General features: G+C 50.5%; 19 protein-coding genes and 1 pseudogene. 11 read left to right on the top strand and 9 right to left on the bottom strand.

Annotated features, from left to right (window positions below; genetic code table 11):
* The 7 genes and pseudogenes from istA to M0R33_RS03835 form a co-directional block, all read left to right on the top strand.
* Window positions 1-599: pseudogene (gene istA / locus M0R33_RS03865) on the top strand (IS21 family transposase); the annotation flags it as partial.
* A gap of 231 nt (window positions 600-830) precedes the next feature.
* Complete coding sequence (locus M0R33_RS03860; protein ID WP_292565329.1) at window positions 831-1025, top strand: hypothetical protein; 195 nt, start codon at window positions 831-833, stop codon at window positions 1023-1025.
* Window positions 1026-1097: 72 nt separating this feature from the next.
* Window positions 1098-1895, top strand: a complete 798-nt coding sequence (locus M0R33_RS03855; RefSeq protein ID WP_292565326.1) for a ParB/RepB/Spo0J family partition protein — start codon at window positions 1098-1100, stop codon at window positions 1893-1895.
* Entirely contained in the window at window positions 1892-2197 is a 306-nt protein-coding gene (locus M0R33_RS03850; protein WP_292565323.1) for an integration host factor subunit beta, read from the top strand. Before M0R33_RS03855 ends, M0R33_RS03850 begins: the two co-directional genes overlap by 4 nt.
* A 462-nt stretch (window positions 2198-2659) precedes the next feature.
* Window positions 2660-3085 (top strand): VOC family protein, encoded by a 426-nt coding sequence (locus M0R33_RS03845; RefSeq protein WP_292565318.1) that lies wholly within the window; start codon window positions 2660-2662, stop codon window positions 3083-3085.
* Between the two features lie 135 nt (window positions 3086-3220).
* The gene (locus tag M0R33_RS03840; RefSeq protein ID WP_292565316.1) at window positions 3221-4813 is read left to right on the top strand and encodes a DUF3592 domain-containing protein; all 1593 of its coding nucleotides are present in this window, start codon (window positions 3221-3223) and stop codon (window positions 4811-4813) included.
* Between the two features lie 135 nt (window positions 4814-4948).
* Window positions 4949-5251, top strand: coding sequence for a hypothetical protein (locus M0R33_RS03835; RefSeq protein WP_292565313.1), 303 nt, complete (start codon window positions 4949-4951; stop codon window positions 5249-5251).
* A 173-nt stretch (window positions 5252-5424) separates the two neighbouring features.
* Here M0R33_RS03835 and M0R33_RS03830 read toward each other — a convergent pair whose 3' ends face one another.
* The 6 genes from M0R33_RS03830 to M0R33_RS03805 all read right to left on the bottom strand — a co-directional run bounded on the left by M0R33_RS03830 (window position 5425) and on the right by M0R33_RS03805 (window position 11934).
* On the bottom strand, window positions 5425-5886 hold the full coding sequence (locus M0R33_RS03830) for a TolC family protein (protein WP_292565310.1): 462 nt from the start codon (window positions 5884-5886) through the stop codon (window positions 5425-5427).
* Between the two features lie 196 nt (window positions 5887-6082).
* On the bottom strand, window positions 6083-6928 hold the full coding sequence (locus M0R33_RS03825; RefSeq protein WP_292565307.1) for an SWIM zinc finger family protein: 846 nt from the start codon (window positions 6926-6928) through the stop codon (window positions 6083-6085).
* A gap of 10 nt (window positions 6929-6938) precedes the next feature.
* Window positions 6939-10016 (bottom strand): DEAD/DEAH box helicase, encoded by a 3078-nt coding sequence (locus M0R33_RS03820; RefSeq protein WP_292565304.1) that lies wholly within the window; start codon window positions 10014-10016, stop codon window positions 6939-6941.
* Between the two features lie 251 nt (window positions 10017-10267).
* Complete coding sequence (locus M0R33_RS03815) at window positions 10268-11356, bottom strand: HipA domain-containing protein (RefSeq protein ID WP_292565301.1); 1089 nt, start codon at window positions 11354-11356, stop codon at window positions 10268-10270.
* A gap of 21 nt (window positions 11357-11377) precedes the next feature.
* Window positions 11378-11635, bottom strand: a complete 258-nt coding sequence (locus tag M0R33_RS03810; protein WP_292565298.1) for a HipA N-terminal domain-containing protein — start codon at window positions 11633-11635, stop codon at window positions 11378-11380.
* A complete protein-coding gene (locus tag M0R33_RS03805; RefSeq protein WP_292565295.1) occupies window positions 11632-11934 on the bottom strand; it encodes a helix-turn-helix domain-containing protein in 303 nt (100 codons plus the stop codon). The genes M0R33_RS03810 and M0R33_RS03805 overlap by 4 nt, the downstream gene beginning before the upstream one ends.
* 469 nt (window positions 11935-12403) lie before the next feature.
* Here M0R33_RS03805 and M0R33_RS03800 point away from each other — a divergent pair, with 469 nt between their 5' ends.
* From M0R33_RS03800 to M0R33_RS03785, 4 genes are all read left to right on the top strand, one after another.
* The gene (locus tag M0R33_RS03800; RefSeq protein ID WP_292565292.1) at window positions 12404-13165 is read left to right on the top strand and encodes a M90 family metallopeptidase; all 762 of its coding nucleotides are present in this window, start codon (window positions 12404-12406) and stop codon (window positions 13163-13165) included.
* A 539-nt stretch (window positions 13166-13704) separates the two neighbouring features.
* Window positions 13705-14742 carry a 23S rRNA (adenine(2503)-C(2))-methyltransferase RlmN gene (gene rlmN, locus M0R33_RS03795; protein ID WP_292565289.1) on the top strand — a complete coding sequence of 346 codons (1038 nt, stop codon included), beginning with the start codon at window positions 13705-13707 and terminating at the stop codon, window positions 14740-14742.
* Window positions 14743-15045: 303 nt separating this feature from the next.
* Complete coding sequence (locus tag M0R33_RS03790) at window positions 15046-15717, top strand: tetratricopeptide repeat protein (RefSeq protein WP_292565286.1); 672 nt, start codon at window positions 15046-15048, stop codon at window positions 15715-15717.
* 126 nt (window positions 15718-15843) lie between these two features.
* Complete coding sequence (locus M0R33_RS03785) at window positions 15844-19323, top strand: transporter substrate-binding domain-containing protein (RefSeq protein ID WP_292565284.1); 3480 nt, start codon at window positions 15844-15846, stop codon at window positions 19321-19323.
* A 24-nt stretch (window positions 19324-19347) separates the two neighbouring features.
* On the opposite strand, the gene M0R33_RS03780 is transcribed toward M0R33_RS03785, so the two are convergent.
* Genes M0R33_RS03780 through M0R33_RS03770 form a run of 3 tightly spaced genes read right to left on the bottom strand, consistent with a single transcriptional unit; the run spans window position 19348 to window position 22183 of the window.
* Window positions 19348-20823 (bottom strand): cobyric acid synthase, encoded by a 1476-nt coding sequence (locus M0R33_RS03780; RefSeq protein ID WP_292565280.1) that lies wholly within the window; start codon window positions 20821-20823, stop codon window positions 19348-19350.
* Window positions 20823-21464 carry a 5,6-dimethylbenzimidazole synthase gene (gene bluB / locus M0R33_RS03775; protein ID WP_292565278.1) on the bottom strand — a complete coding sequence of 214 codons (642 nt, stop codon included), beginning with the start codon at window positions 21462-21464 and terminating at the stop codon, window positions 20823-20825. Before bluB ends, M0R33_RS03780 begins: the two co-directional genes overlap by 1 nt.
* Window positions 21461-22183, bottom strand: coding sequence for an adenosylcobinamide-GDP ribazoletransferase (locus tag M0R33_RS03770; RefSeq protein ID WP_292565276.1), 723 nt, complete (start codon window positions 22181-22183; stop codon window positions 21461-21463). Before M0R33_RS03770 ends, bluB begins: the two co-directional genes overlap by 4 nt.
* Window positions 22184-22192: the final 9 nt, after the last annotated feature.

Below are 22192 nucleotides of genomic sequence, written 5' to 3'. Positions count from 1 at the left end.
CGTTCTGCGAGTCCGGCGATTAAACAAGCATTCGTGCCGCTGTTGTTTCCGGCGGGCGAGACCTGCCAATTCGACTGGAGTCATGAAAGGGTCGTCATCGCCGGCGTGGAACAGGTGGTGAAAGTCGCCCATTTTCGGCTGAGTTATAGCCGGCAGATGTTCGTGGCCGCCTATCCACGGGAAACCCAGGAAATGGTGTTGGATGCCCATAATCGAGCCTTTGCTTTCTTCGGAGGCGTACCGAAACGGATGGTCTACGACGATCTGAAAACCGTGGTGGATGCGATTTTCGTGGGCATTCCCACAGGACACAAGAGGAGCGCCGCTTTAATCGCCGCTTTTTGACCTTGGCCAACCATTATTTGTTTGAGCCGGTGGCGTGCACGCCGGAATCGGGTTGGGAAAAAGGCCAGGTGGAAAATCAGGTTGGCAATATCAGCGAATGGCTGTTCACGCCGACACCGAGTTTTGCTGACTTCGCCGAACTCAACGCTTGGCTGGCCAGACGTTGCCAGAAGTTGTCCTCCCGCCTGCATCCCTATCAGCCGTCACGGACTATCGCTGACTGCTTTGCCGAAGAACGCCCGTTGTTGATGCCGGTTTGCCCCCCGTTAAGGTCGAAATTCGAGGTTTTATGGCAAAAATATCGTTTATGTATCAGTAATCGAAATGGCTTACACGATCCCTTGGGGATTGTCTTTTTAATCTGGCTGTATTTTCCTTAAAAATACCTGATCAAACCGGCATTGTCTTCGGTAGAATCAGCGTCTTAAGGTGTTACTCGATATTTTTGCAGCATGCAAACCCCCCATTGATCATGACCGACCCATATGAACGAAAACCTGACAGCCGACATCAAGAACCTTAGAGACAAAGCCCAACAGCTTTTACTGGAGTGGTTAGAGTCACCCCCAACCGATCAGCGGCAGAAGCAGGCTATGCATTTGCTGGCAGAAGCTAGTCAATATCTGCATGCGGCTTGCGTGAATCTTGGGTTGACCGATGATTCGGATCAAGTAAAGTAGTCGATCGCACAATTGAATGGGGTTTGAGATTAACACCCACATAAACCTTTTATTCCCTGATGAGGTGACGTTATGTTGGCGACCAAGCGCTACGAATATTTACCGATAGACCAAATCCAATATCATCACACCCTGACCAATCACCGCGATCTGGATCAGGCCAAAGTAGCTCATCTGGAAAAAGACATCGTCTCCAATGGCTTGTTTGAGCCTTTGGTGGTGTGGGAGCGAAACAGCAAGGAATATTACCTGGTTGGTGGCTTTCATCGCATGGAGGCCATTCAGGGCATTCGGCGTGCAAATCCCGGCTATTTCGACCGAGTCGATGTCCGGATCGTAACCGGTGATCCGGATGAAATAAAAGCCCTCAACCTGAAACTGAATTCAGATCGCGTCGACACTCGAATCACCGATTATTTTCAGACCGTAATTTATCTGAACAACGCCAACTGGCCCAAAGAGCGTATTGCCGAGTTTTTTGATAAAAGCATCAGTTGGATCGAAGACATTATTCGCTATGCGCCTTTAACCACCGAACCCATGCGTGAAAAATTAGCGAGTGGTGAACTGTCCTGGGCCAGAGCCCGAGAAATCCTGCGCAAAGCACTCCAAGCCCCGCCGGGTAACGAAAAAGAGATTATCGAAAACGAACTGACTAAACCGGTTCAGCCCGTGGCGAAACCGTTACCGTTTCAAGCCACCTTAAAGCGTCTATCGGTTTCGATAAAAGCCACCCCCAAACAAACCTTCAAAGTCAGCACCCAGGATTTATATTCCCTGTTGCTGACCTTACGCGGCAAAAACGTGGATCAGGCAGATATTGACCGGGTGCGTAAAGCGTTTCCCATGTTGTGGGATGAGGAAGTATGACCCGGTCGGAATTAATCGAAGCGATTGCGCAAAAACAACCGCATTTACTATTGAAAGATGTGGAACTGGCAGTTCGCTGTATTGCCGATCAGTTGACCATAACACTGGCCCAGGGTGACCGCATTGAAATCCGGGGCTTCGGCAGCTTTTCATTGCGGCAACGCCAGGCGAGACAAGCAAGAAATCCCAAAACCGGCGAAGCCGTTGCCTTAACCGAAAAGCACGTCACGCATTTCAAACCGGGCACTGAATTGCGTGATCGGGTGGACACCTCCCGGCAAAAATACAAGATTGTGGATTAGCTGGCTTTGACTGATTTAGTGCTTTTTGAAAGCTTTGGCCGCCGGTATCCGATTTCAGGATTGTGCTGAATTGTAAGAAGAGCCTTATCGATGACAACACGGCAAACCTGCCTCTGCTTTTCGCTCCATGTTTAAAAGGTGTATTGCAGAATGTCAGTAAAATCATCTTCCGCTTGTGGCGATAAGATGATTGATGGCTCATCCAGTGATATCGGCACCAATTTTGTTGCCCATTCGGGCGTTGTGTAATGCTTTTTCAGTAATTCTATCTAACTGGCTTGCTGAATAGGCAATACCTTTGAGATCTGTAGCTGCGAATTCATGCGCATGGTGCGGATAAATCCGCACCTACAAGAGCAATCAGTCTACGTTTATACATGCACACTCCTAAGCTATGTCCATAATATATAAAGTCTAACTTGCTGGGTATTGTTGAAAAGTCATTTAGGAGAAATATAGCTTATGAAACAGGCCATTAGTTTTGTCACATTAGGAGTCGTCGATCTGGAAAGAAGTCGCCGTTTCTATCAAGCACTTGGATGGGCCGAATCTTCCGGCAGCCAGACGGAAGTCGCCTTTTTCAAAGTCGGCAGCATAGTGTTTGCCTTATTTGGTCGCCAGTCGCTGGCCGATGATGCCAACGTATCGGCAGAGGGCTCGGGTTTTCCTGGTTTCTCCATTTCACATAATGTCGGCTCCGAAAGCGAAGTTGAGTCAACATTACAAGAAGCCGTTACTGCCGGGGGAAAGTTGGTGCGCTCGGGAGAGCAAGCACCTTGGGGCGGTTTTAGAGGCTACTTTGCCGATCCCGATGGCTTTCTGTGGGAGGTCTGTTATAACCCTTTCTTTGCCTTAGACGAAGCAGGAGACATACAGTTGCCAAAATAGCGTTGCTGCCCTGGATTTGGTATTCGAACCCCCACAGCCACTGAGCTTCATTTTATCTTCAAGCGAGTCTTGCGGGATGCATGCAAGGTGGGCGATCATCTAATCAATTTCGTTACGTATGCGTAGACGCCGATTATGATGATTCCGAATCGAGATTTAACCGTCATCAAGGCTATTAAGGCCGCCCTATTATTGGCCATGGCGCTGTTGGCATTGAGTCAGGTGTATTTCGCCGTACTAAAGAGCCGCGACAACATTGAGAAACTGAGCAATTGGACCCGACAACCGGCCGAAATCGACAACTTAGGCTTGACTAATGAAGTTGAAGTGATCACGACATCGGCATTTGCGGATGCCATACCCAATAAATCCCTGCCGAAAAACTGTATAGCCAGAGACGAGGGAACGGCGTGCTTACTGCTGGCATCCGATCCCTATGCGTGGCTGTCCGTTTTTGATCAAGTGGATCTGTTACAAAATCCACGGCAACCAGACCAATTGGCTATAGCCAGCATCAGTGGCTTTTGGTTGCCTGTCGCGGGAAATGGCCTAACACTGTTACTGTTAGCGGCAATTTGGCACTGGATAAGGCGTTATTCACTGTGGGGAGAGGATGTTACTTTCATAAACGGCACCTGGGTTGCCACGTTCTCGTCGCAGCAACACATTGGTTTTGGCAGTATGGATGCAGAACCCATCTCTGAATCTGCCAGCAACCGAAAAGCCGTGATCTTTTGGCTGGTGATAATGGTATTGATCGCTTTAACCCTCATGCCGGCCATTCAATCCGAAGCAGCCGGTGATAGGTACCTACTGGCGTATCCGACCACTGCGCTGGGGATGGTATTTTTGGCGCTGTTCACGTTCGCCAAAACCGCCTCACGAACTATTTATCAGGATCGGACCGGACTGGTTGATAGCAGCTTTTTTGGGCTTAAACGTATTCCCTGGTCTGTGATAGCGGATGTCAAGCTAGTCAATCTGAACCAGGAAGCGCAGCGTAGTTATGATCGCCATCACACCTTTTCGGATCAGCGTCCCGACACCTTGAATGTTTATCAGGTCCTGGACCGGCGGGGACGATCCATCATGCGTCTAAGCGAGGCCATGTCGCCCCCGCATGCCTTTAGTGCTTTGTTATCGCGTATGCGACAGCAATCGCGGGCGGAGGACAGCGTACCCGCTAAGGAAGAAACAGCGCGTTTTAGGCAAGACAATGCTGCCGAACAGCATAAGGATCATACTGATTTTGAAGCCCATGCCATGCGGATGATGGGCCTCAAGATGCCGCCGCGCAAGAGTCTGTTTCACCGCGACCATCGCAGCACCTTGATCGGATTGGCGTTGCTGTTGGCGCCCTTTGTGTTGTTGACGGGTTATTTGGCGTATAAAAGTATATGGTTTCAGGTTGCGGCAGAGCGCACGGCAGGCCGGGTGGTTGAAATCAAGCAGGATGAGTTGCCTTCTCTGGTGGTCGAATACCGCACGCCACAAGGCAACACATTGTTCCTAAACAGTGACGGCAGCGGTGCTTATGCCGGTTACCGTGTCGGCGATACCCTGACGGTATTCTACGATGCCGGGGAGCCCGAGAATGCGCGACTGGACCTGTTTCTGGAATTATGGCTGGGGACGATACTTATGGGAGTGCTAACCGGTCTAGTGCTATTGGCGGTAGTGTTGATTGGTCGAAGTCTGACAACGCCTATGCCGATGTCCATGAAATAAGTTGGCAATGCTCCTTAAATAAAAGCACGATAGCCGAATGAAACAGGGGCAACATGAATTTCTTCGCTCAAAACCTTATGGCAGTAATGCAATGGAAAGTCTTTTGGTAATAACAGCATGCCGCCGCAGTGACTTATGCTCGTGAAAGGGTTATTAGTCACGACTCTAATGCTGTTTACAACAATGGGCTTTGCGGCCATAGGGGATGGCGACAAGTTTGATTTTCTGCCTATCCCAGGCGAATTCTGCAATCCTGAGAGTGATCAAAAGCAGCGAGACCTTTTCAAACTGTACCCCAAGGACGAGGGCATCATCAATCTATACGCGTATTATTTAGGCTTATGCCAATTGGTAGAAGACGGCAGCATTACTGAACAAACAGCAAGCGTATTATGGGCAGAGCAACGCAACCGCCTCATTGAAAATCGCAAAAAATAAGCCGCCATAACTCAATGGCTTCGAATGGGCTGCTTAGAATAGCAGACTTCGACAGGGTAAGCGATTCATGTGGTCTGACAGCGCAAGTTCAGCGATCAAGAGCCGTCGCCAGATTTCAGTGAGGGGCCGCATAACTGCAAAAACCCAGCCCAAAACTGTAATAGGGTACAGCCTTAACTGACACCCCCACCCATAGCTTGGTACAGAGCTGCACTATCGACCAGCCGCTGTGCCTGCGCTGCGATCAAGTTGATGCTGGTCTGTTGCGCCGCTTGTTGTGCGATAAGTTGCTGAACGTAGCTGGCCGCACCCAGTGCATATTGCCTTTGCACGGATTGTAAAAAGCCCTGAGCCGCAGCATCGGCGGCCGGCAGTGCCGTTAATGCCTGGGCGTCATTCTCCAGCGCGCGCAGAACATCAGCCACATTACGCAGGGATTCGAGCACGACGCTTTGATAATTGGCCGCCGCCGCTTCGAATGCGGCCAATGCCGCGCGCTTTTCGGCCGGCAGTGCGGGATTAAACAGCGGCTGAGTCAGTTGCCCAAGGACGTTCCATATTGCCGAACCGGGTCCGAATAATGCGCCTGCAATCAAGGTCTGCGTAGCCAGATTGCCGCTGAGACTGGTAACCATCCAATTGCTGTCATGGGATCAGATTGAGCGATAGACCGCAACGGTTCGATGGCCGCCAACCAAGTCGAGTGATTTCATTGGTTATCAGTGGCTGCTTTCTTTAAATTTTTGGTGACTGGTTTGCGCCAGGAATGCATGACAATTTTCAGCGGAATACTCAAAAACAAGGTCTATTTTTAGATGGATACTCAGGACATCACCAGGCTTTGCTTTTTTTCCGGATAGCTTCATAAACTCCTTCCATTGCGGATGGAAACGTCATGGATTGCTTCCAGAAATCGGGAAAATCCCCGCCTTTCTTGATCAGCAAGGCCGGGATAAAATGGCTGGCAGCAGGACTTATCATATCTTCCGGCAACCATTTGTGGCTTTCCCAGAAGGCTTTATAGTCGCAAGCAATCGGATGATCGAGCGCAATCGGCCGGCTGAAATACGATTCAACGGCTGTAAAGGCCGCTGCCTGTTCCTGCTCCTGCTCCCGCACTTCGGCCAACGCCTTACCTAAAGGGGTTTGCTTTAGCTTTTTTAACAGATTCTGCTGTGACAATCCGCGTAATTCAAAAAGCAAGAAAGGGTCTTGATCCAGTTGCGACGCTAGAAAATAACTGAGCCCGGCAACATGCTTGCATGGATTTTCATAATCAGGGCAAGAACAACGCGTTTTAAAATCTTTGCCGCTGTGCGGCAATAAATGCAGATCGAGTGCTTCAAACGGCGTTTCGATAGTATCCGGCATCTCGTTCAACAGTAAACGGGATACAAAAGATGCTCGGCTGCCGAGTTGACGGATCAGTAATTCCCAGTCGTCGTTACTGATGACTTTCAGGGAAATCGCCGTCTGGTAAGTCGGCTCCTTGTATACGCCGTAATAGGGGTTTGTATTGCCGCGTATCTGTGCGGAAATCTCGCCATCTTTCAATTTCCAGGATTTGATGCGGTCGCTGTTAGCATAACTTCGCCCGCGGACAAGACGGGCTGAGTCCGTGAAACGTTCAAGCGCTTCCATAAATCGTTGTCCCCACCAAGTGCGTATGGCTTGCATGATTGCCCCCTTAATCGTCGAATATCGCGGTTCGATTCAAGGCAATCAGTTGCCTGAAGGCCTCATTGTCGAGTTTTGCCAGCCAGGATTCGTCGTTGCCGACGATGGCGCCTGCCACCTGTTTTTTCTCCTCTATCATTTGGTCGATGCGTTCTTCCAGGGTACCCAAGGTGAGAAATTTATGCACGAAGACATTGCGGGTTTGACCAATACGGAAGGCCCGGTCGGTCGCTTGGTCTTCCACGGCTGGATTCCACCAGCGATCAAAATGAAACACATGGTTGGCGCGTGTCAGGGTAATGCCGACGCCACCCGCTTTCAGCGACAGCACGAACACGGCTGGCGGCGAATCGGCATCCTGAAACCGGCTGATCATCTGTTCGCGCTTGGTGCGGGACGTGCCGCCATGCAAATAATATGTTTGGCAATTTAGATGCGTTTTTATATGGCGTTCTAATTGTGAACCAATCTCGGTAAACTGCGTGAACACCAAAGCACTTTCTCCTTCGCTCAACATTTCCGTCAGCATGTCTGACAAGCGCTCCAGCTTGTGGGAGCGGCTGGCGTCGAACGGACTGTTGTCCTGCAGGAATTGCGCAGGATGATTGCAAATCTGCTTGAGCTTCATCAATGTTGATAGCATCAAGCCCTGGCGTTGAATACCCTCGCTTTCCTGTAGCTGTGTTTCCACATCCTGCACCACAGCTTCATACAGCGAAGCCTGTTCACGACTGAGGTTGCAATATTGTTTATTTTCAACCTTATCCGGCAAGTCTTTGATAATGGCGGGGTCGGTTTTAACCCTGCGTAAAATGAAAGGCTCAACCAGCCGTTTCAGCTGTGCCGATTTAGCCGAGTCACGATCACGCTGGATTGGTGTTTCAAAGTGTTTACGGAACCAGGCTTGTTTGCCAAGGTAACCGGGATTGAGGAAGTTGAAAATTGACCATAAATCCAGCAGACGGTTTTCCACTGGGGTACCGGTCAGCGCCAATCTGAAACGGGCGTCCAGCTTGAGGATGGCTTTGGTTTGCTTAGCCTCCGGGTTCTTGATGTTCTGCGCTTCGTCCAGCACAATGCGATGCCAGCGCATTGCCGATAACAGCGCAGCATCCCGCAGGGCCAGACTGTAAGAGACGATAATCACATCTTTCTCCAGCACGTCTTCGCTGAACAGTTTGACATCCTTACAACGGTTGGCGCCATGGTGAATCAGGGTTTGCAACTGCGGTGCAAAGCGTTCAATTTCCTTTTGCCAATTACCCAACACCGAGGTTGGCGCTATCAGCAGTGTTGGCGGCTGGCGATCCGCCTGGCTCTGTTCATGCAGCAAGCGGGCGATGACCTGAATAGTTTTGCCCAGCCCCATGTCATCGGCCAGACATCCACATAAGTCCAGCGAGTCCAGGAAAGCCAGCCACGCCACACCACGCTTTTGATATTCACGTAACTGTGCATGTAAACCGGGCGGGTCTTCCACGACTTCCAGTTGACTATGATCACGCAGCTTGGCTAGCATGGCAGCCAGCGCATCATCCGGATCTATTTCAAAATCACTGTCTTCGTCAACGGTGCGTTGCAAGAGCGCTTGCATATCCAAGCTGTCGCCCGTCTCGTCCTGTTGTTTCCAGAAGTTCAGCATCTCGGCCATCCGTTCCTTATCCAACACGACCCATTGACCACGGAATTGCACCAGTGGCGCCTTGGCCGCTACCAGTTGTGCCCACTCGTCAGGCGCAACAGTTTCGTCGCCTAGGGTTAGATCGTAGCGATAAGCTAATAGCTCGTCCATATTGAGGCCCTTGCGTTTGGCGGCGCTACCGGCCTTCTTGCCGGTAGGCGCGGAACGCATGCGCAATTTGGCTCGACGGCGACCTTGTGGTGTCCACCAAGCCGGAACGATTACTCGGTAACCGGCACCTTCCAAAATCCAGGCTGTTTCGGTCAGGAAGGCAAAGGCTTCATCTAGCTCCAGCACCATGCCGGTTGGCTCGGCGGAATCCAGGGCTGTCCACAAGGCCGGATAGATGCCCGCCGCCTGTCCCAAATCGGCTAACAGCAGCGCTTCAAAATTTTGACCGAACGCTTTTAGCAAATAGTCGCGCTGCTGATTTTTTAAAGACCAATAATCCGCTAACGGTGTTTGCAGAGAAGGATCTTGCCGTGACCAAACCAAAAACTCCAATCGCCAGTGTTCAGGCCTTTCAGGGCTAGGCTCATGCAGTTGTAACGCCAATTGAAAGCGGTGTTCGGCTTCGCCGCCGCCAACTACTCGTCGCCGCCATTTTGCCCACTGTTTGCCAAAGGTCGAATCGATGCTGGTATACCAAGGTTTATCGGTTAAAGGACTACAGGCGAAAGGCAGAAAGGTGCCTACCATTTTCTTCTGAAAAGCCTGGGTGAGTTTGGCTTGCCCAGCAGTTTGTCGTAATAGTACTTCCGCACAATGGCGTAATACGGAAACAGCCTCAAAACCCGGCGCTGCACTGGCGGGCATGCGCTCGGCCGCTTCGGTCAATAATGCTTCATAAGCTTCGCTCAGAAATTCCCAGGCTGCATGGAATTCATAGGGGCTTTTTGGTTTTTCTTGCCGGCAGCGTAACGCGGGAATGTATTGATCGTTTTGTAACAAGGTCTTGAGTGACTGGGTATAGTAGTACCAGAATAGAAAGTCCTGACCAGGCCTGATTTCATGGCCCTGAAAAATCAGCCGGTAATGTAGCTCGTTGATGGTGCTGATAGGGCTGTCGGCAAGACGATAACAGTCAACCGCCCAGGCCGCCCATTCGGCTTGGTCAAGCAGATCATCTTCCATCTCGATCATGAGTTCCGGGCATGGCAATGGCTGACCTTGGGCGGTTGGCAGTTGTAAATCCAGCTGATCAAACTGGGTGGGCGCGATAGCTTGCAGGCCAGCGCACTCCTGCAGCCATTTACCCAATGATTCGCTGTTGAAATGCCGTGAATGCCGATTTTGTTTTTTGGTTTTGGCTGAATCCGCTGTCTCGATCCACAGGCGAAAGTCACCCATTTGCAGGAAATCCTGTTTTGGCGCCGGATGCCAGAATAAGTGCAGGATGTTGGGCATAGCTGTTAAATGTTGATTGAGAAAGCCATTATTTCTGCTACGGAACAGTGGAACGTAAGCTATTGTAACAATCGGCGGCGATTGCAGTTCTACACCGCACCAAATTGAAATGGATATAGCTCAAATAAGTATTTCTTTAGAAATAAACTGAAGGTATTTTTCTGAAATTAACGGACATCCTGAAAACTAATTCGCATTCCACGCATTGACCAAGGCGGATTATCGAATCGGTCTAGTTGATAATGAACGAACTAGCTGCGAGCTTGAAAGCATCGACTGCTCACAATAGCTCTTTTGAAATCTTCGGAATGTTGTCCGCCATGCTGAGTGCATGCTTGCTGGCATTGTTGGTGCAGGGTGGCTTCAATGGCGTTCAAAGTATCGTCGTCGGCGTTAACTGCTGCGAGATGGAGTTTTAGTTCAGGCCAAATTTTCGGAATTTTATCGGCCGCCTGCTTAAGCTTCCGGCTAACCAATCGGGTATTCAGTCCGCATTCGACCGCCATCAGGGCCCAGTCATAGGCCGCTAATGATCGGACGTCAACGTTATCACCAATTGCCATGGATAGCGTATCGTTGATCTGGTCGCCAGAGTAAATTAGGCAACACAGCAAATCGTAGGCTGGCGCCAAGCGAATGCCTCCCGCATCGATGAAAAATGACAAGTTTTTACCATGTGCGTCGGTATTACCGATCAGGGTTTGAAAAAAGGTCCAACGCAATAGTGCCAAACGATCGGCAATCGGTTGTGCGCTGACTCGGTCAAATAATGCAAACAGCTTGGGTAAGGATGCACCATCCCGGATATGCTGTATATCACCACCATCGCCGTAAGGACGCTCGTATTTCATACTGACACCCAGGCCTAACGCTTGGCAGCCATCAATGCAATGTAAGCGGTCGATGCCTTCAGTGGTAATTCTGCGATCAAACCGGCGGATCAGCAGCACGGGCTCCGGAATGTGCTCGAGCCAAACGTCAGCTGCGGCTACCCCGACAGCCCGAGCCAAGCGCATGCAGGCGAACTCGTTACTCGTCAGATGCTGCAATCCGCTGCGGATTGGATCAGTTTTTAGCAGGTGGGTAGATGCCAGGCTGCCTCCATCCACCAGAAACCATAAGCCGTTTTCTTCCAATAGTGCAATCTTGTCCTGATAGCCTGCAATGGATAAGCGCACTTTGCCGTCCCAAACGCTAATGGCTTGATCGGGACGTGATCGAATACGCTGCGATAATTCTTCGCGGGTGAGCAACCGCTTGGCTGCTAAGGGCGTCGATAAGGGTTGCGAATCGTCCAGGTTGATCTCTAAAGCCCCCGCAGTCTCCCGGCCTAATGCCACCAGCAAACCGATCAGGTTAGACTATGACACCTTGCTGGCTTGCGCCGCATCGTCAAGCGCTTGCCCTTCGGGCAGCAGATTCCGAAAAAATTGCCGTACATTGGCGCTATGCCGTTCCGCAGGCACACTTTGGTGAACCAGCGGCAGGACCGGGCTGAGTGGAAAACGCTGTTCCTTGGCGAGCCACTCAACCGAATAGTCAAAAGCATACAGTCCGGACAGGGCACCCAAGCTCAAGCAACCGATATAAATACCGTTGGCCTGAACGGTCAATTTCATGCTTGATTGTCCACCGTTAAATCGGACAGACGACGGCGAGCGATTTCACGTTGCGATTGAGGTATGACAAATAATGACACACCCAATCCTTGCGAGACTTGCAGAATTTTACCGATACTAACACCGGGTTTTCCGGCTTCAATGTCGACCAATGTTTGTAAACACACGCCAATGGTCATCGCCGCATCTTCCAAACGAATCCCGGCCTGGGTTCGTGCAGAGCGAATGGCTGCGCCCAACACACCAGGGTTCTCGAGATAAGGATCGACAGGGAATGGGGTTGGCACTACACGCTTCATAAAAATCTCCTATAACAGATTTATAGAAGATGAATGGCTGAGTCAATTAAAATTCTGGATAAGCAGAATTTAACATCGGAATTGTATTGATATGGATATGATTCTTGCATACTGGAATTTATGTATGAAGCATGCACCAGCCTGAAGACTTAAGGTGGTTTGGGTAAAACCCGGGTAAATCATATAAACCCAGTTGAGCACAAATAGGCATTGCAACCCGAGGGCTATTTGTTTAGGTTACATAAAATCAATCTGTTATGAGCCGGCTTCGGTACTCGTAACGCGAAGGTCGTAGGTTTGATTCCTATTGCCGGCACCATTTAAATCTATTTATCGCATTTCAAATTTCGGTTTTAAATTCTGCTCATCCCAGCAATGACCTGCAGGAGAGCGGCCATCGCTAACTTCACGACATTGGGTTAATAGCCAGCGTAGAATTGTCCTTATTACCTGCGGTTCTACCCTGATTATGAATTTTATTAAGCGCGCCAAGACCCGCTACATTCTACATCGGCATGCCATTCAGCATGATGTTTGGCATGCCGTAACCGACCGATTGGAAATTCTGCGTGGCTTAACAGCGGTAGAGAAAGCCCATTTGCGGGAATTAAGCACTTTATTTCTGCACCAAAAGACGATTATCGGTATCGACTTTCCGGTCACGGATGAAATACGCGTTACCGTTGCAGCGCAAGCCTGTCTGCCGATTTTGTATCTCGGTTTAGAATTACTGTCAGGCTGGACCGATATTGTGATTTATCCCGCGGCTTTCCATGTCAATCGAGACGAAATCGATGATTCTGGCGTGGTGCACCGGCAAGCGCGCCTATTAAGCGGCGAAGCCTGGTCGAGAGGCCCCGTGGTTCTGTCCTGGGACGATGTTGAACAGGATATACGCTACATTCATCACGGCCATAACGTCATCATTCATGAAATTGCCCACAAATTGGATATGCTGGACGGCAGCAGCAATGGCATGCCGCCGTTGCATTTTAAGATGCCTATCCCGGAGTGGACTACTGCGCTAAGCGAGGCGTATGCGCTATTGCGGCAGCGTGTTCAACAGCATGAGCTGACCTGTGTAAATCCGTATGCCGCCAGCAGTCCCGCTGAATTTTTTGCGGTATTCAGTGAATACTTTTTCAGCGCACCACAGATTTTGGCCAGGCATTTTCCTTTGGTTTACCAGCAATTACAGCAATATTATCGGCAAGATCCTCTGAGCCGTTAACCGTAGCGGTTTACGGATCAGATTGCTCCATCGCGAGACTGAGACCATCAATTGCCTTGTAACGGTTCAACGCAGCAGTTGCCGAGAGGATAGGTAGTGCTGAACAGTCATACCCAACACACTTCAAATTTCGGCACTCAGCCATGAGCAATGGTCCGGAAACGGCCGGTCGAAAGTGAGCCGAATTCGGCTAGTCTGCGGATTTTGGGCTTCAAGTTGTTGAATCCGCCTGATGGTGGACGGCGCGCTGTCGGCGTTGTTCGCCACTTAACGCGCGCTCACTGACGCCGGTATGGCGATGCTCATTTTCCAGTGCGTATTAGCAGGGCAATTTGACATAACCCGATTATAAATAAATCGATTGCTTATCAGCTATACCTACATCAGAATTTGCTTTGTGACTAGTGTAAGTTAAGTGCCGATACGCAAATGAAACGGCAGAACATTAACCAGGCTCGCAGTTGTAGGGTTGTGGATGGGTCCGCTTTACATCTAATTACCTAAAATAAAATAATATTGCTACTACCGGGGGCATTTTTTTGAAACAATCCTTTTTCGATCTAAATTATTCCGATTTAGAATTAATTATAAAGACAAATAATTTAAACCATTCAGCAGCGGCAGTTCTTTTTAATTGGCATTATAAGAAAAAAGAAAGCGGTCACTGCCATGATAAAATTGCCAAATGCTCGCTGGCCTTTTTTGAAAAAAATTTTGACTTTTCTCTACCCGAAATCGATACGGTTCATGAGTCTAAAAATGATCGAACAGTAAAATTTCTTTTTAATCTTAAAGACAATCATAAAATTGAAACCGTCCTTATTCCATTTCATAATAAATATTCAATTTGTCTTTCATCGCAGGTTGGCTGCGCAATGAATTGTTCTTTTTGTTTTACCGGAGAACAAGGGCTTAAAAGAAATTTGACCACAAGTGAAATTGTCGGCCAGTTTCTACAGGCTTGGCGTTGGTTGGCAACCAATAGGCCGGGAGAGGAGAGGATTTTAAATATTGTTTTTATGGGGCAAGGCGAGCCCTTACATAATTTTGATGCCGTTAAAAAAGCCTGTGAAATTTTTTTATCGCAACACGGAACGTCGATCGGCGTTCAAAAAATTACCATTTCAACGGCTGGCTATATTCCTGGGCTTAAAAGATGGAGCCGGGAAATTCCCGGAGTGAACCTTGCGTTATCCCTGCATTCCCCCTTTAAAGAAAAGAGAAATGAACTTATTCCGATTAACAAAAAATATCCGCTAGACGAGGTCCTGACATATATTGACAAGATACCTTTAAATAAAAAGCAATTTATTACTTATGAATATATTCTGATAAAAGGTTTCAATGATTCTCCGGATGATGCCAAAAAATTGGGAACACTACTGTCCGGTAAAAGTGCATATATTAACTTAATCCCTTTTAACTCATTCCCGGGATCACATTACAAACGTCCGGATTTCGATAAAATCGAAAACTTCAAAGAAGTTTTAGATACTTTTAAAATCCCGACTTTAATAAGAACGGCTAAAGGCGATGACGTACTAGCCGCATGCGGACAACTCAACTCTAAAAATTAAATGGCCATCAAATACCAACTCGCTCCGATTAGCGACAGCATGCGCGAATAGATGCTGGAAAATCGATAGCGTTGTGAGTACGCAACAGCTGTAGTTTTCAACTATAAGCATCAAAAAACGTAATCACCGCAACGACCTAGCATAGCCTCAACCGCACGAAATTCAAGGGATTGGGATTAGGGCACCCCTAACATTCCGCCCCTGACATTAGTGGCGATAAAACAATAATTTAAGCTGCATATTGAAAAATAAACAACAATGCTCTATATTTTATGTATGTATAGAGCCACTATTGTTGTTTTTTTGTTACTTTTTAGCGCCCAGCTACTGGCGTCGGACTTGACTGCGTCGATTGCCGACCTGGAAAGCGCGTGGGCGTCCGTGTATTATCAAAGCGATGAAGCGCGGCAAAAACGGGCTTATCCTGAATTGATGGAAAAAGCAACGGAATTGGTAAACCGTTATCCCGATGCGGCCGAGCCTAAAATTTGGCTAGCCACTATCATGTCTACCAATGCCGCCTTCGAGTCGTCATTGACTGCGCTCTCAACTCTGGAAAAGGCCAAAAAGCTGTTGGAAGAAGCCATCGGCATCGACCCAAAAGCTTTGGATGGCGCCGCCTATGTCACGTTGGGCACTTTGTATTACATGCTGCCTGGTTGGCCGGTTTCATTTGGCGACGACGAGATGGCGGAACAACTATTAAAAGCCAGCTTACAGATTAATCCGGAAGGGATAGACGCCAATTATTTTTATGCCGACTTTCTGCTACGTCAGGACCGGGCAATGGAAGCGGAAGCGTTTTTCAATAAAGCCACCCAAGCCCCCGTCAGAAAACAACAAGCTTTTGCGGACACCCAATTACAAAATGAAGCCAGGCTGGCTCTGGCCCACGCCCAACAACGCAAGGCCAATACCGGCAAAAATAAGTTCCAGTCTTTGTTTACCACCGCGGCCATCAATACAAACCGGTAGGGCTGGCTCGATTTTTACTGTGTTTTTTTCAATTCAACTACAAATCCCCAGCAACACCAGAGCCCATTGCCTGTAAAATGCCCATCGATGGAATCAACGTGAATATGCGATATTCGGCTGGCATTGATGATCGACAAACTTTTCTTTTTTCTGGCGGCCTTACTGGTGCTGGCCAGCCCTCTGCCAGCGGTCTCTGCAGCCAACGGCCAAGCCCCGGAACACGTTAGGCTGCAACTCAAATATTTTCATCAATTTCAGTTTGGCGGATATTACGCTGCCAAGGCGCAAGGCTATTATGCGGAGGAAGGCCTGGATGTTGAAATTAATGAACGTCGGCCCGGCCAGGATTACATTCAACAAATTCTATCGGACCAAACTGATTACGGCATCGGCGACTCCGGCATTATCGCCCATTACGCCAAGGGAGAAGCATTAGTCGCGCTGGCGGCGATTTTTCAACACGACGCCCTGGTTCTCTACAGTAAGCAATCTTCCGGCATTATCAGCCCCTACGAAATTGCCGGCAAACTGGTCATGTATGATACGACCGGCGAAAACAACGCCCCTATCCGCGCACTTCTGGCCGAGGCCGGCCTCAATGAAAGCCGCTATATCCCGGTTGCCGAATCGTTCGATATCGAAGATCTCATTCAGGGCAAAGTAGACGCCATGTCGGGCTATCTCACCGACAAACCTTTTGAATTTCAGCAGCGCGGCATCAAAGTCAACATCATCAACCCGCAAAATTACGGCATCGATTTTTATGGCGACCTGCTGTTTACCAGCCAAAATGAATTGCAGCAACACCCCGGCCGGGCGGATCGATTCAGACGCGCATCGCTGAAAGGCTGGCAATACGCACTGGATCATCCAGAAGAAGTCATCCAACTCATCATCAACGAATATCAAGGCAGACGTACAGCGGAACAATTACGTTTCGAAGCCGCGGAAACCCGTAAACTCATCATGCCGAACACCGTTCCGCTGGGGCAAATCGAGGCGAAACGCCTGCGCCGCGTGGCTGAAACTTACGCCAATTTAAAACTGGCCCCGGTTATGTCCGACGAGCAACTGGCCGGCTTCATTCACACCTCCACGCCTACGCTTGACCTGTCGATACCGGAAAGCAACTGGCTGGAACAACACCCAACCATTCGGGTGGGGACAGACCGTAATTTTCCGCCCTATGAATGGATAGACCAGGACGGCAATTATGTTGGCATGGTGGCCGAACATTTGCGACTGATCGAAAAAATACTGGGCGTGCACTTTGAGATTATCCAGGATAAACCCTGGCATGAAATACTGGAAATGGCCCAACGAGGCGAACTAGACATGATAGCCGCGGCAACGGAAACACCCGAACGGCAGCAATATCTGAATTTTAGCGCCCCCTATGTCAGCACCCCCGCCATCATCATCGGTGACGATAGACTCGGCTATATCGGCACGCTGGAATTACTGGCCGGCCAAAAAGTTTCGGTGGTAAAAGGCTATTTCATTCAGGAACTCTTGGCCCGTCACTATCCCAAGATCGAAACAACGGCCACCAACTCGGTGGATGAGGCTCTGGCCTTGCTAGAAGAGGGGGAAGTGAATGCCTATATCGGCGATGCGGCTTCCGCGAGTTTTATCATCAAACAACGGGGCTACTTGAATCTGCGTTTTGCCGGTCAAAGCGGCTATCAAAACCAGCTTCAATTCGCTGTCGGCAAGGCCCATCCGGAATTGTTGAATATTTTGCAAAAAGCCCTGAATGCCATTCCGGCCAATCAGCGGGAAAGTCTGGTTAACCGCTGGTTGGGCCTAAAGGTCAATCCCGGCGTCAGCCTCGAAACACTGGCCAAATATACCGTCGTAACGTTGCTGATCCTGTTGTTTTTCAGTTACTGGGTATTCAGATTACGCAAGGAAATCAAAGCCCGCTGCCGTAGCGAAGCCGACCTGGCCCTGTTATACCGCAACATGTCGCTAGGCCTTGCCTTACATGAAGTCATCAGAGACGCCCACGGGCGCATCATCGACGCCCGCATTTTAATGATTAACCCGGCATTCGAAACCATCATCGGCATCAAGGCTATTCAATGCATAGGCAAGCGTGCCAAGCGACTGGCATTACCCCATCTTCACGAATGCATTCAACACTTTGCCGACATCGAAACCCAGCACCACCCCTCGCACTTTGAAATTCATTATCCGGATAAGCAGCGCTGGCTGGCGGTTGACGCCTACCAAGCCGGCCACAACCGCTTCGTGGTGTTATTACAAGACATAAGCCAACGCAAACTGGACGAGCTGGCCTTAAAAGCCAGCGAAGAACGCTTACGAGTCAGCCAATACTATGGTTGCGTGGGCACGTGGGAATTCGACTTGATAAACAACCGGCAAGTCTGGTCGGAAATATTCGCCAACGGCCTGGGTTTCCCCAAGACCGAAAACCCCAAATGGGCGCATTTTCTGGCCTCCATCTGTAAGGAAGACAGGCCGATAGTCATCGACACGTTGCGCAAACATCTCAGATATGGCGCCAAGTACGACGTCGAGTACCGTATCAATGTTACCGGCAAAAAATGCTGGATGCGCTCCGTGGGGCAAGTGGAACGGAATGAACACGGCAAACCGGTTCGCATGCTGGGTATTGTGCAGGATATCAGCGAACGCAAACACGCGGAAGAAAAGCTCAAACTGTCGGCCCGGGTATTTTCCGATGCCCACGAAGGCATCATGATTACCGACGCCGAAGCGCGTATCCTGGATGTCAATGCCGCATTTACCGAAATAACCGGTTTCAGCCATGACGAGGTGATAGGTAAAAACCCTAGCTTGCTAAAATCGAACCGGCAAGAATCCGGTTTTTATACGGATATGTGGAGAACATTGAGCGAGAAAGGCCACTGGCAAGGCGAAATTTGGAACCGGCATAAAAACAACGGCGTTTACGCCCAGTTATTGACCATTTCCGCCTTGTTCGACGAAAGCGGCACGACCATCAATTATATCGGCCTGTTTTCGGACATCACGGCAAGGAAGCAACAACAGGAATTGCTGGAACACATGGCTCATTTCGATCCGTTGACCAGCCTGCCTAACCGTACGCTTTTCTCGGACCGCTTTAATCAAGCCATCGCCCAGACTAAACGCTCTGGCGGCTTATTGGCGATTTGCTATCTGGATCTGGACGGTTTCAAACCGGTCAACGACACCTTCGGCCATGCCGTGGGCGACGAACTTTTGATAGAAGTGGCTAAGCGCATCAAGAGCAATTTACGCGAATGCGACACGGTTTGCCGCTTGGGTGGCGACGAGTTTGCCTTATTGTTGCTGGATTTACAATCCCGCCAGCAATGCGAGGATACGTTGAACCGAATACATACCGCGCTGGCCGAGCCGTTTACCTTGAATGTGCATCCGGTCTGGATAGGCGCCAGCTGCGGCGTCACGCTTTATCCACTGGATAACGTGGCGCCGTATACCCTGCTGCGTCATGCCGATCAGGCCATGTATCAGGCCAAACACGCCGGTCGCAACTGTTACCGAATTTATCTGGATTTGCTGGATCAAGGCGTATTCCCGCATGATGCCGAACCTCTGGCTGAAACCGAATAAGCCGATTTTAGTCTCGGGCAAACATCAATAACTCCGTGCATAAAACCTTGCCAGCGCCGACTTGAGCTTGGCTTCGTCGCAATGCACGGCCCAGCTGTCGGCGATCCGGTTTATCCCGGCCTCGCGCAAGGCGTTAAAATCCACCGCCTGCCGTTGCCGATAACCGGCCCAGGCCAGCAGAGTATTACAAGCCTCCGGTAAATCAAACAGGCCGTGCAAATAACTACCGGCCACTTGATCGTCCGCAGACAGCGCGCCGTCATCGCCACCCTCCAACTTAAACAACGGTCTCGCCAGAGCCGGACCGCTACTCAAGCCCATATGTATTTCATACCCGGCAACCGGCACAACCTGTTCGGCAAAAACCCCGCGGACTTGACGCAAGCATTTTTGCGGATGCAGGGTGGTTTCCATATCCAACAAACCCAAACCGGCCGCGCTGCCCACCTCGCCTTCCAGACCATGCGGATCGTGTATAGCCTTGCCCAACATCTGAAAACCGCCGCAAACGCCCAAAATTTTACCGCCGTAGCGCAAATGCCGCCGTAGAAAAACGTCCCAACCTTGCTGCCTGAGCCGCGCCAAATCGCGCCGCACCGATTTGCTACCGGGCAGCACAATCAGATCCGCACCGCGAATGGCCTCGGGACTCTTGGCAAACACCACCTGTACGCCCGGATGCAGTTGCAAGGGATCAAAGTCGGTATGATTGCTAAAACTGGGCAAATGCGGCACGACCAGCGTAAATTGCCGTTCGCCGACTTGCCGCGCATGCCGACTGGACAAGGCATCTTCCGCTTCCAGATACAAGTCGTGTAAATAGGGCAACACCGCCAACACCGGCTTGCCGGTCTCGACCTCCAACCAGTCCAAACCGGGTTGCAACAGAGCGATGTCACCGCGAAACCGGTTAATCACAAAGCCGATGACACGGTTTTGTTCGGATTCGGACAGCAAAGCCAAGGTGCCGACAATATGCGCGAACACCCCGCCGCGATCGATATCGGCGATTAAGATTACCGGGCAATCCACGGCTTCGGCAAAGCCCATGTTGGCAATATCGCCGGCCCGTAAATTGATTTCCGCCGGGCTGCCCGCGCCTTCCACAACCACGGTTTGGTATTGAGCGGTGAGTCGCTGCCAGGACGCCAATACGGCTTGTTTGGCGACTTTTTTGTAATCGTGGTATTGACTGGCCGACTGATTTTGCAACACTTGGCCGTGAATAATGACCTGGGCACAGGTATCGGTGGTGGGTTTCAATAACACCGGATTCATGTCGCTATGCGCAGGCAATCCACAGGCTGCCGCCTGCACCGCCTGAGCCCGGCCTATTTCGCCGCCGTCGCTTGTCACTGCGCTGTTGAGCGCCATGTTTTGCGGCTTAAAGGGTGCGACGCGAATACCCTGGCGTAGATAATGCCGGCACAGTGCGGTTACCAGCGTGCTTTTACCGGCGTCCGACGTGGTGCCCTGCACCATCAGCGCTTGCGGAATCATTATCCCCAGCCGTTTTCGGATACCATGGCGGACAAGGGCCGCGGAACCGCCCAATTTTCCAGTTCCAACATGGGCTTGGGATAAAATTCGGCCACATGCCCCAAGCACAGAATGGCAATCGGCCGGCTGCCGCTCGGCATGTTTAGCAGCGCGGACAAGGCCTCCGGGTCGAATAAGGATACCCATCCCATTCCCAGCCCTTCGGCGCGCGCCGCCAACCATAGATTTTGAATCGCGCACGCCGCCGAGGCCAAATCCATCTCCGGCAAGGTACGCCGCCCAAACACATGTTGTTCGCGTTGGTCCGGCAGCGCCACCACCAACAGCTCGCCGCACTCGCGGATACCTTCCACTTTCAAGCGCATGAATTCCTCGTGGCGTTGCTGCAGCGCGGCGGCGGTCAACTGCCGCTCATTTTCCACCAGCTGATGTATTTGCGCGCGCAATCGGCTGTCGGTGATACGGATAAAGCGCCAAGGTTGCATCAAGCCAACGCTACCGGCTTGATGCGCGGCATGCAGAATGCGCGCCAGCATATCCGCATCCACCGGATCGGATAGAAAATGCCGCATGTCGCGGCGTTCCGCAATGGCACGATATACACCGGCCCGTTCCTCGGGACTGAAGCGGTGCCGATTCACAGCAACACTGCTGCCAGCAATCCGGCCATCTCGATTAACTCTACGGCAGCGCCATACACATCACCGGTTACTCCGCCCAGCCGCTTTAAGGCAAGGTAGCGTATCCAGAGTAATAAACCGCCGGCCAGCAATACGTTGGCCCAGCCCATGAACAATCCGGCAAACGCCAACGAAATCACCACCACCACACGAGCCTCGCTAAGGGGCAAGTTAGCCAATAATTTTTCCGCCATCCCCTTGGGACTGACATAAGGCGTGGACAGCATCAGCAATAAAATCGCACAACGCCCCAACAGGGGAGCCAACATTAGCGGTATAAGGTTATTTTGCTGGATCAATACAAACAACGCGCTAAATTTCACCAGTAACAGCAGCGATAAAACCAACACTGCAATCGGTCCCGCGGCCGGATCTTTCATGATCTGCAAGCTACGCTGCGGGCTACCTATCCCGCCTACCCAGGCATCGGCACAATCGGCCAAACCGTCCAAATGCAAGCCGCCGGTCAAAAACACCCAGACGCTCAGTACCACGGCCGCCGCCACAATATCGGGCGTGCCCGACAAGAGTAGCACCAAGACACTCAACAATACGCCGATCACAAAACCGACCAGCGGGTAATACAACACCGAACGGCCCAAGGCCGCCTCGTTATCCGCCAGCCGATAATTAATCGGAATACGCGTTAAAAATTGCAGGGCAATCAGTAAAGATTCCATGAGTGTAGT

Source organism: Methylomonas sp. (genome assembly GCF_023228165.1).
In the GTDB taxonomy this organism is placed as follows: Bacteria; Pseudomonadota; Gammaproteobacteria; order Methylococcales; family Methylomonadaceae; genus Methylomonas.
Note: the sequence above shows the minus strand (reverse complement) of the source record. Positions and strands in the feature narration are given on the sequence as shown.

Coding starts and splice junctions, on each gene's coding strand:
- M0R33_RS03860 (WP_292565329.1), top strand. CDS start 831: ATGAACGAAAACCTGACAGCCGACATCAAGAACCTTAGAGACAAAGCC.
- M0R33_RS03855 (WP_292565326.1), top strand. CDS start 1,098: ATGTTGGCGACCAAGCGCTACGAATATTTACCGATAGACCAAATCCAA.
- M0R33_RS03850 (WP_292565323.1), top strand. CDS start 1,892: ATGACCCGGTCGGAATTAATCGAAGCGATTGCGCAAAAACAACCGCAT.
- M0R33_RS03845 (WP_292565318.1), top strand. CDS start 2,660: ATGAAACAGGCCATTAGTTTTGTCACATTAGGAGTCGTCGATCTGGAA.
- M0R33_RS03840 (WP_292565316.1), top strand. CDS start 3,221: ATGATGATTCCGAATCGAGATTTAACCGTCATCAAGGCTATTAAGGCC.
- M0R33_RS03835 (WP_292565313.1), top strand. CDS start 4,949: ATGCTCGTGAAAGGGTTATTAGTCACGACTCTAATGCTGTTTACAACA.
- M0R33_RS03830 (WP_292565310.1), bottom strand. CDS start 5,886: ATGGTTACCAGTCTCAGCGGCAATCTGGCTACGCAGACCTTGATTGCA.
- M0R33_RS03825 (WP_292565307.1), bottom strand. CDS start 6,928: ATGCAAGCCATACGCACTTGGTGGGGACAACGATTTATGGAAGCGCTT.
- M0R33_RS03820 (WP_292565304.1), bottom strand. CDS start 10,016: ATGCCCAACATCCTGCACTTATTCTGGCATCCGGCGCCAAAACAGGAT.
- M0R33_RS03810 (WP_292565298.1), bottom strand. CDS start 11,635: ATGAAATTGACCGTTCAGGCCAACGGTATTTATATCGGTTGCTTGAGC.
- M0R33_RS03805 (WP_292565295.1), bottom strand. CDS start 11,934: ATGAAGCGTGTAGTGCCAACCCCATTCCCTGTCGATCCTTATCTCGAG.
- M0R33_RS03800 (WP_292565292.1), top strand. CDS start 12,404: ATGAATTTTATTAAGCGCGCCAAGACCCGCTACATTCTACATCGGCAT.
- M0R33_RS03785 (WP_292565284.1), top strand. CDS start 15,844: ATGATCGACAAACTTTTCTTTTTTCTGGCGGCCTTACTGGTGCTGGCC.
- M0R33_RS03780 (WP_292565280.1), bottom strand. CDS start 20,823: ATGATTCCGCAAGCGCTGATGGTGCAGGGCACCACGTCGGACGCCGGT.
- M0R33_RS03770 (WP_292565276.1), bottom strand. CDS start 22,183: ATGGAATCTTTACTGATTGCCCTGCAATTTTTAACGCGTATTCCGATT.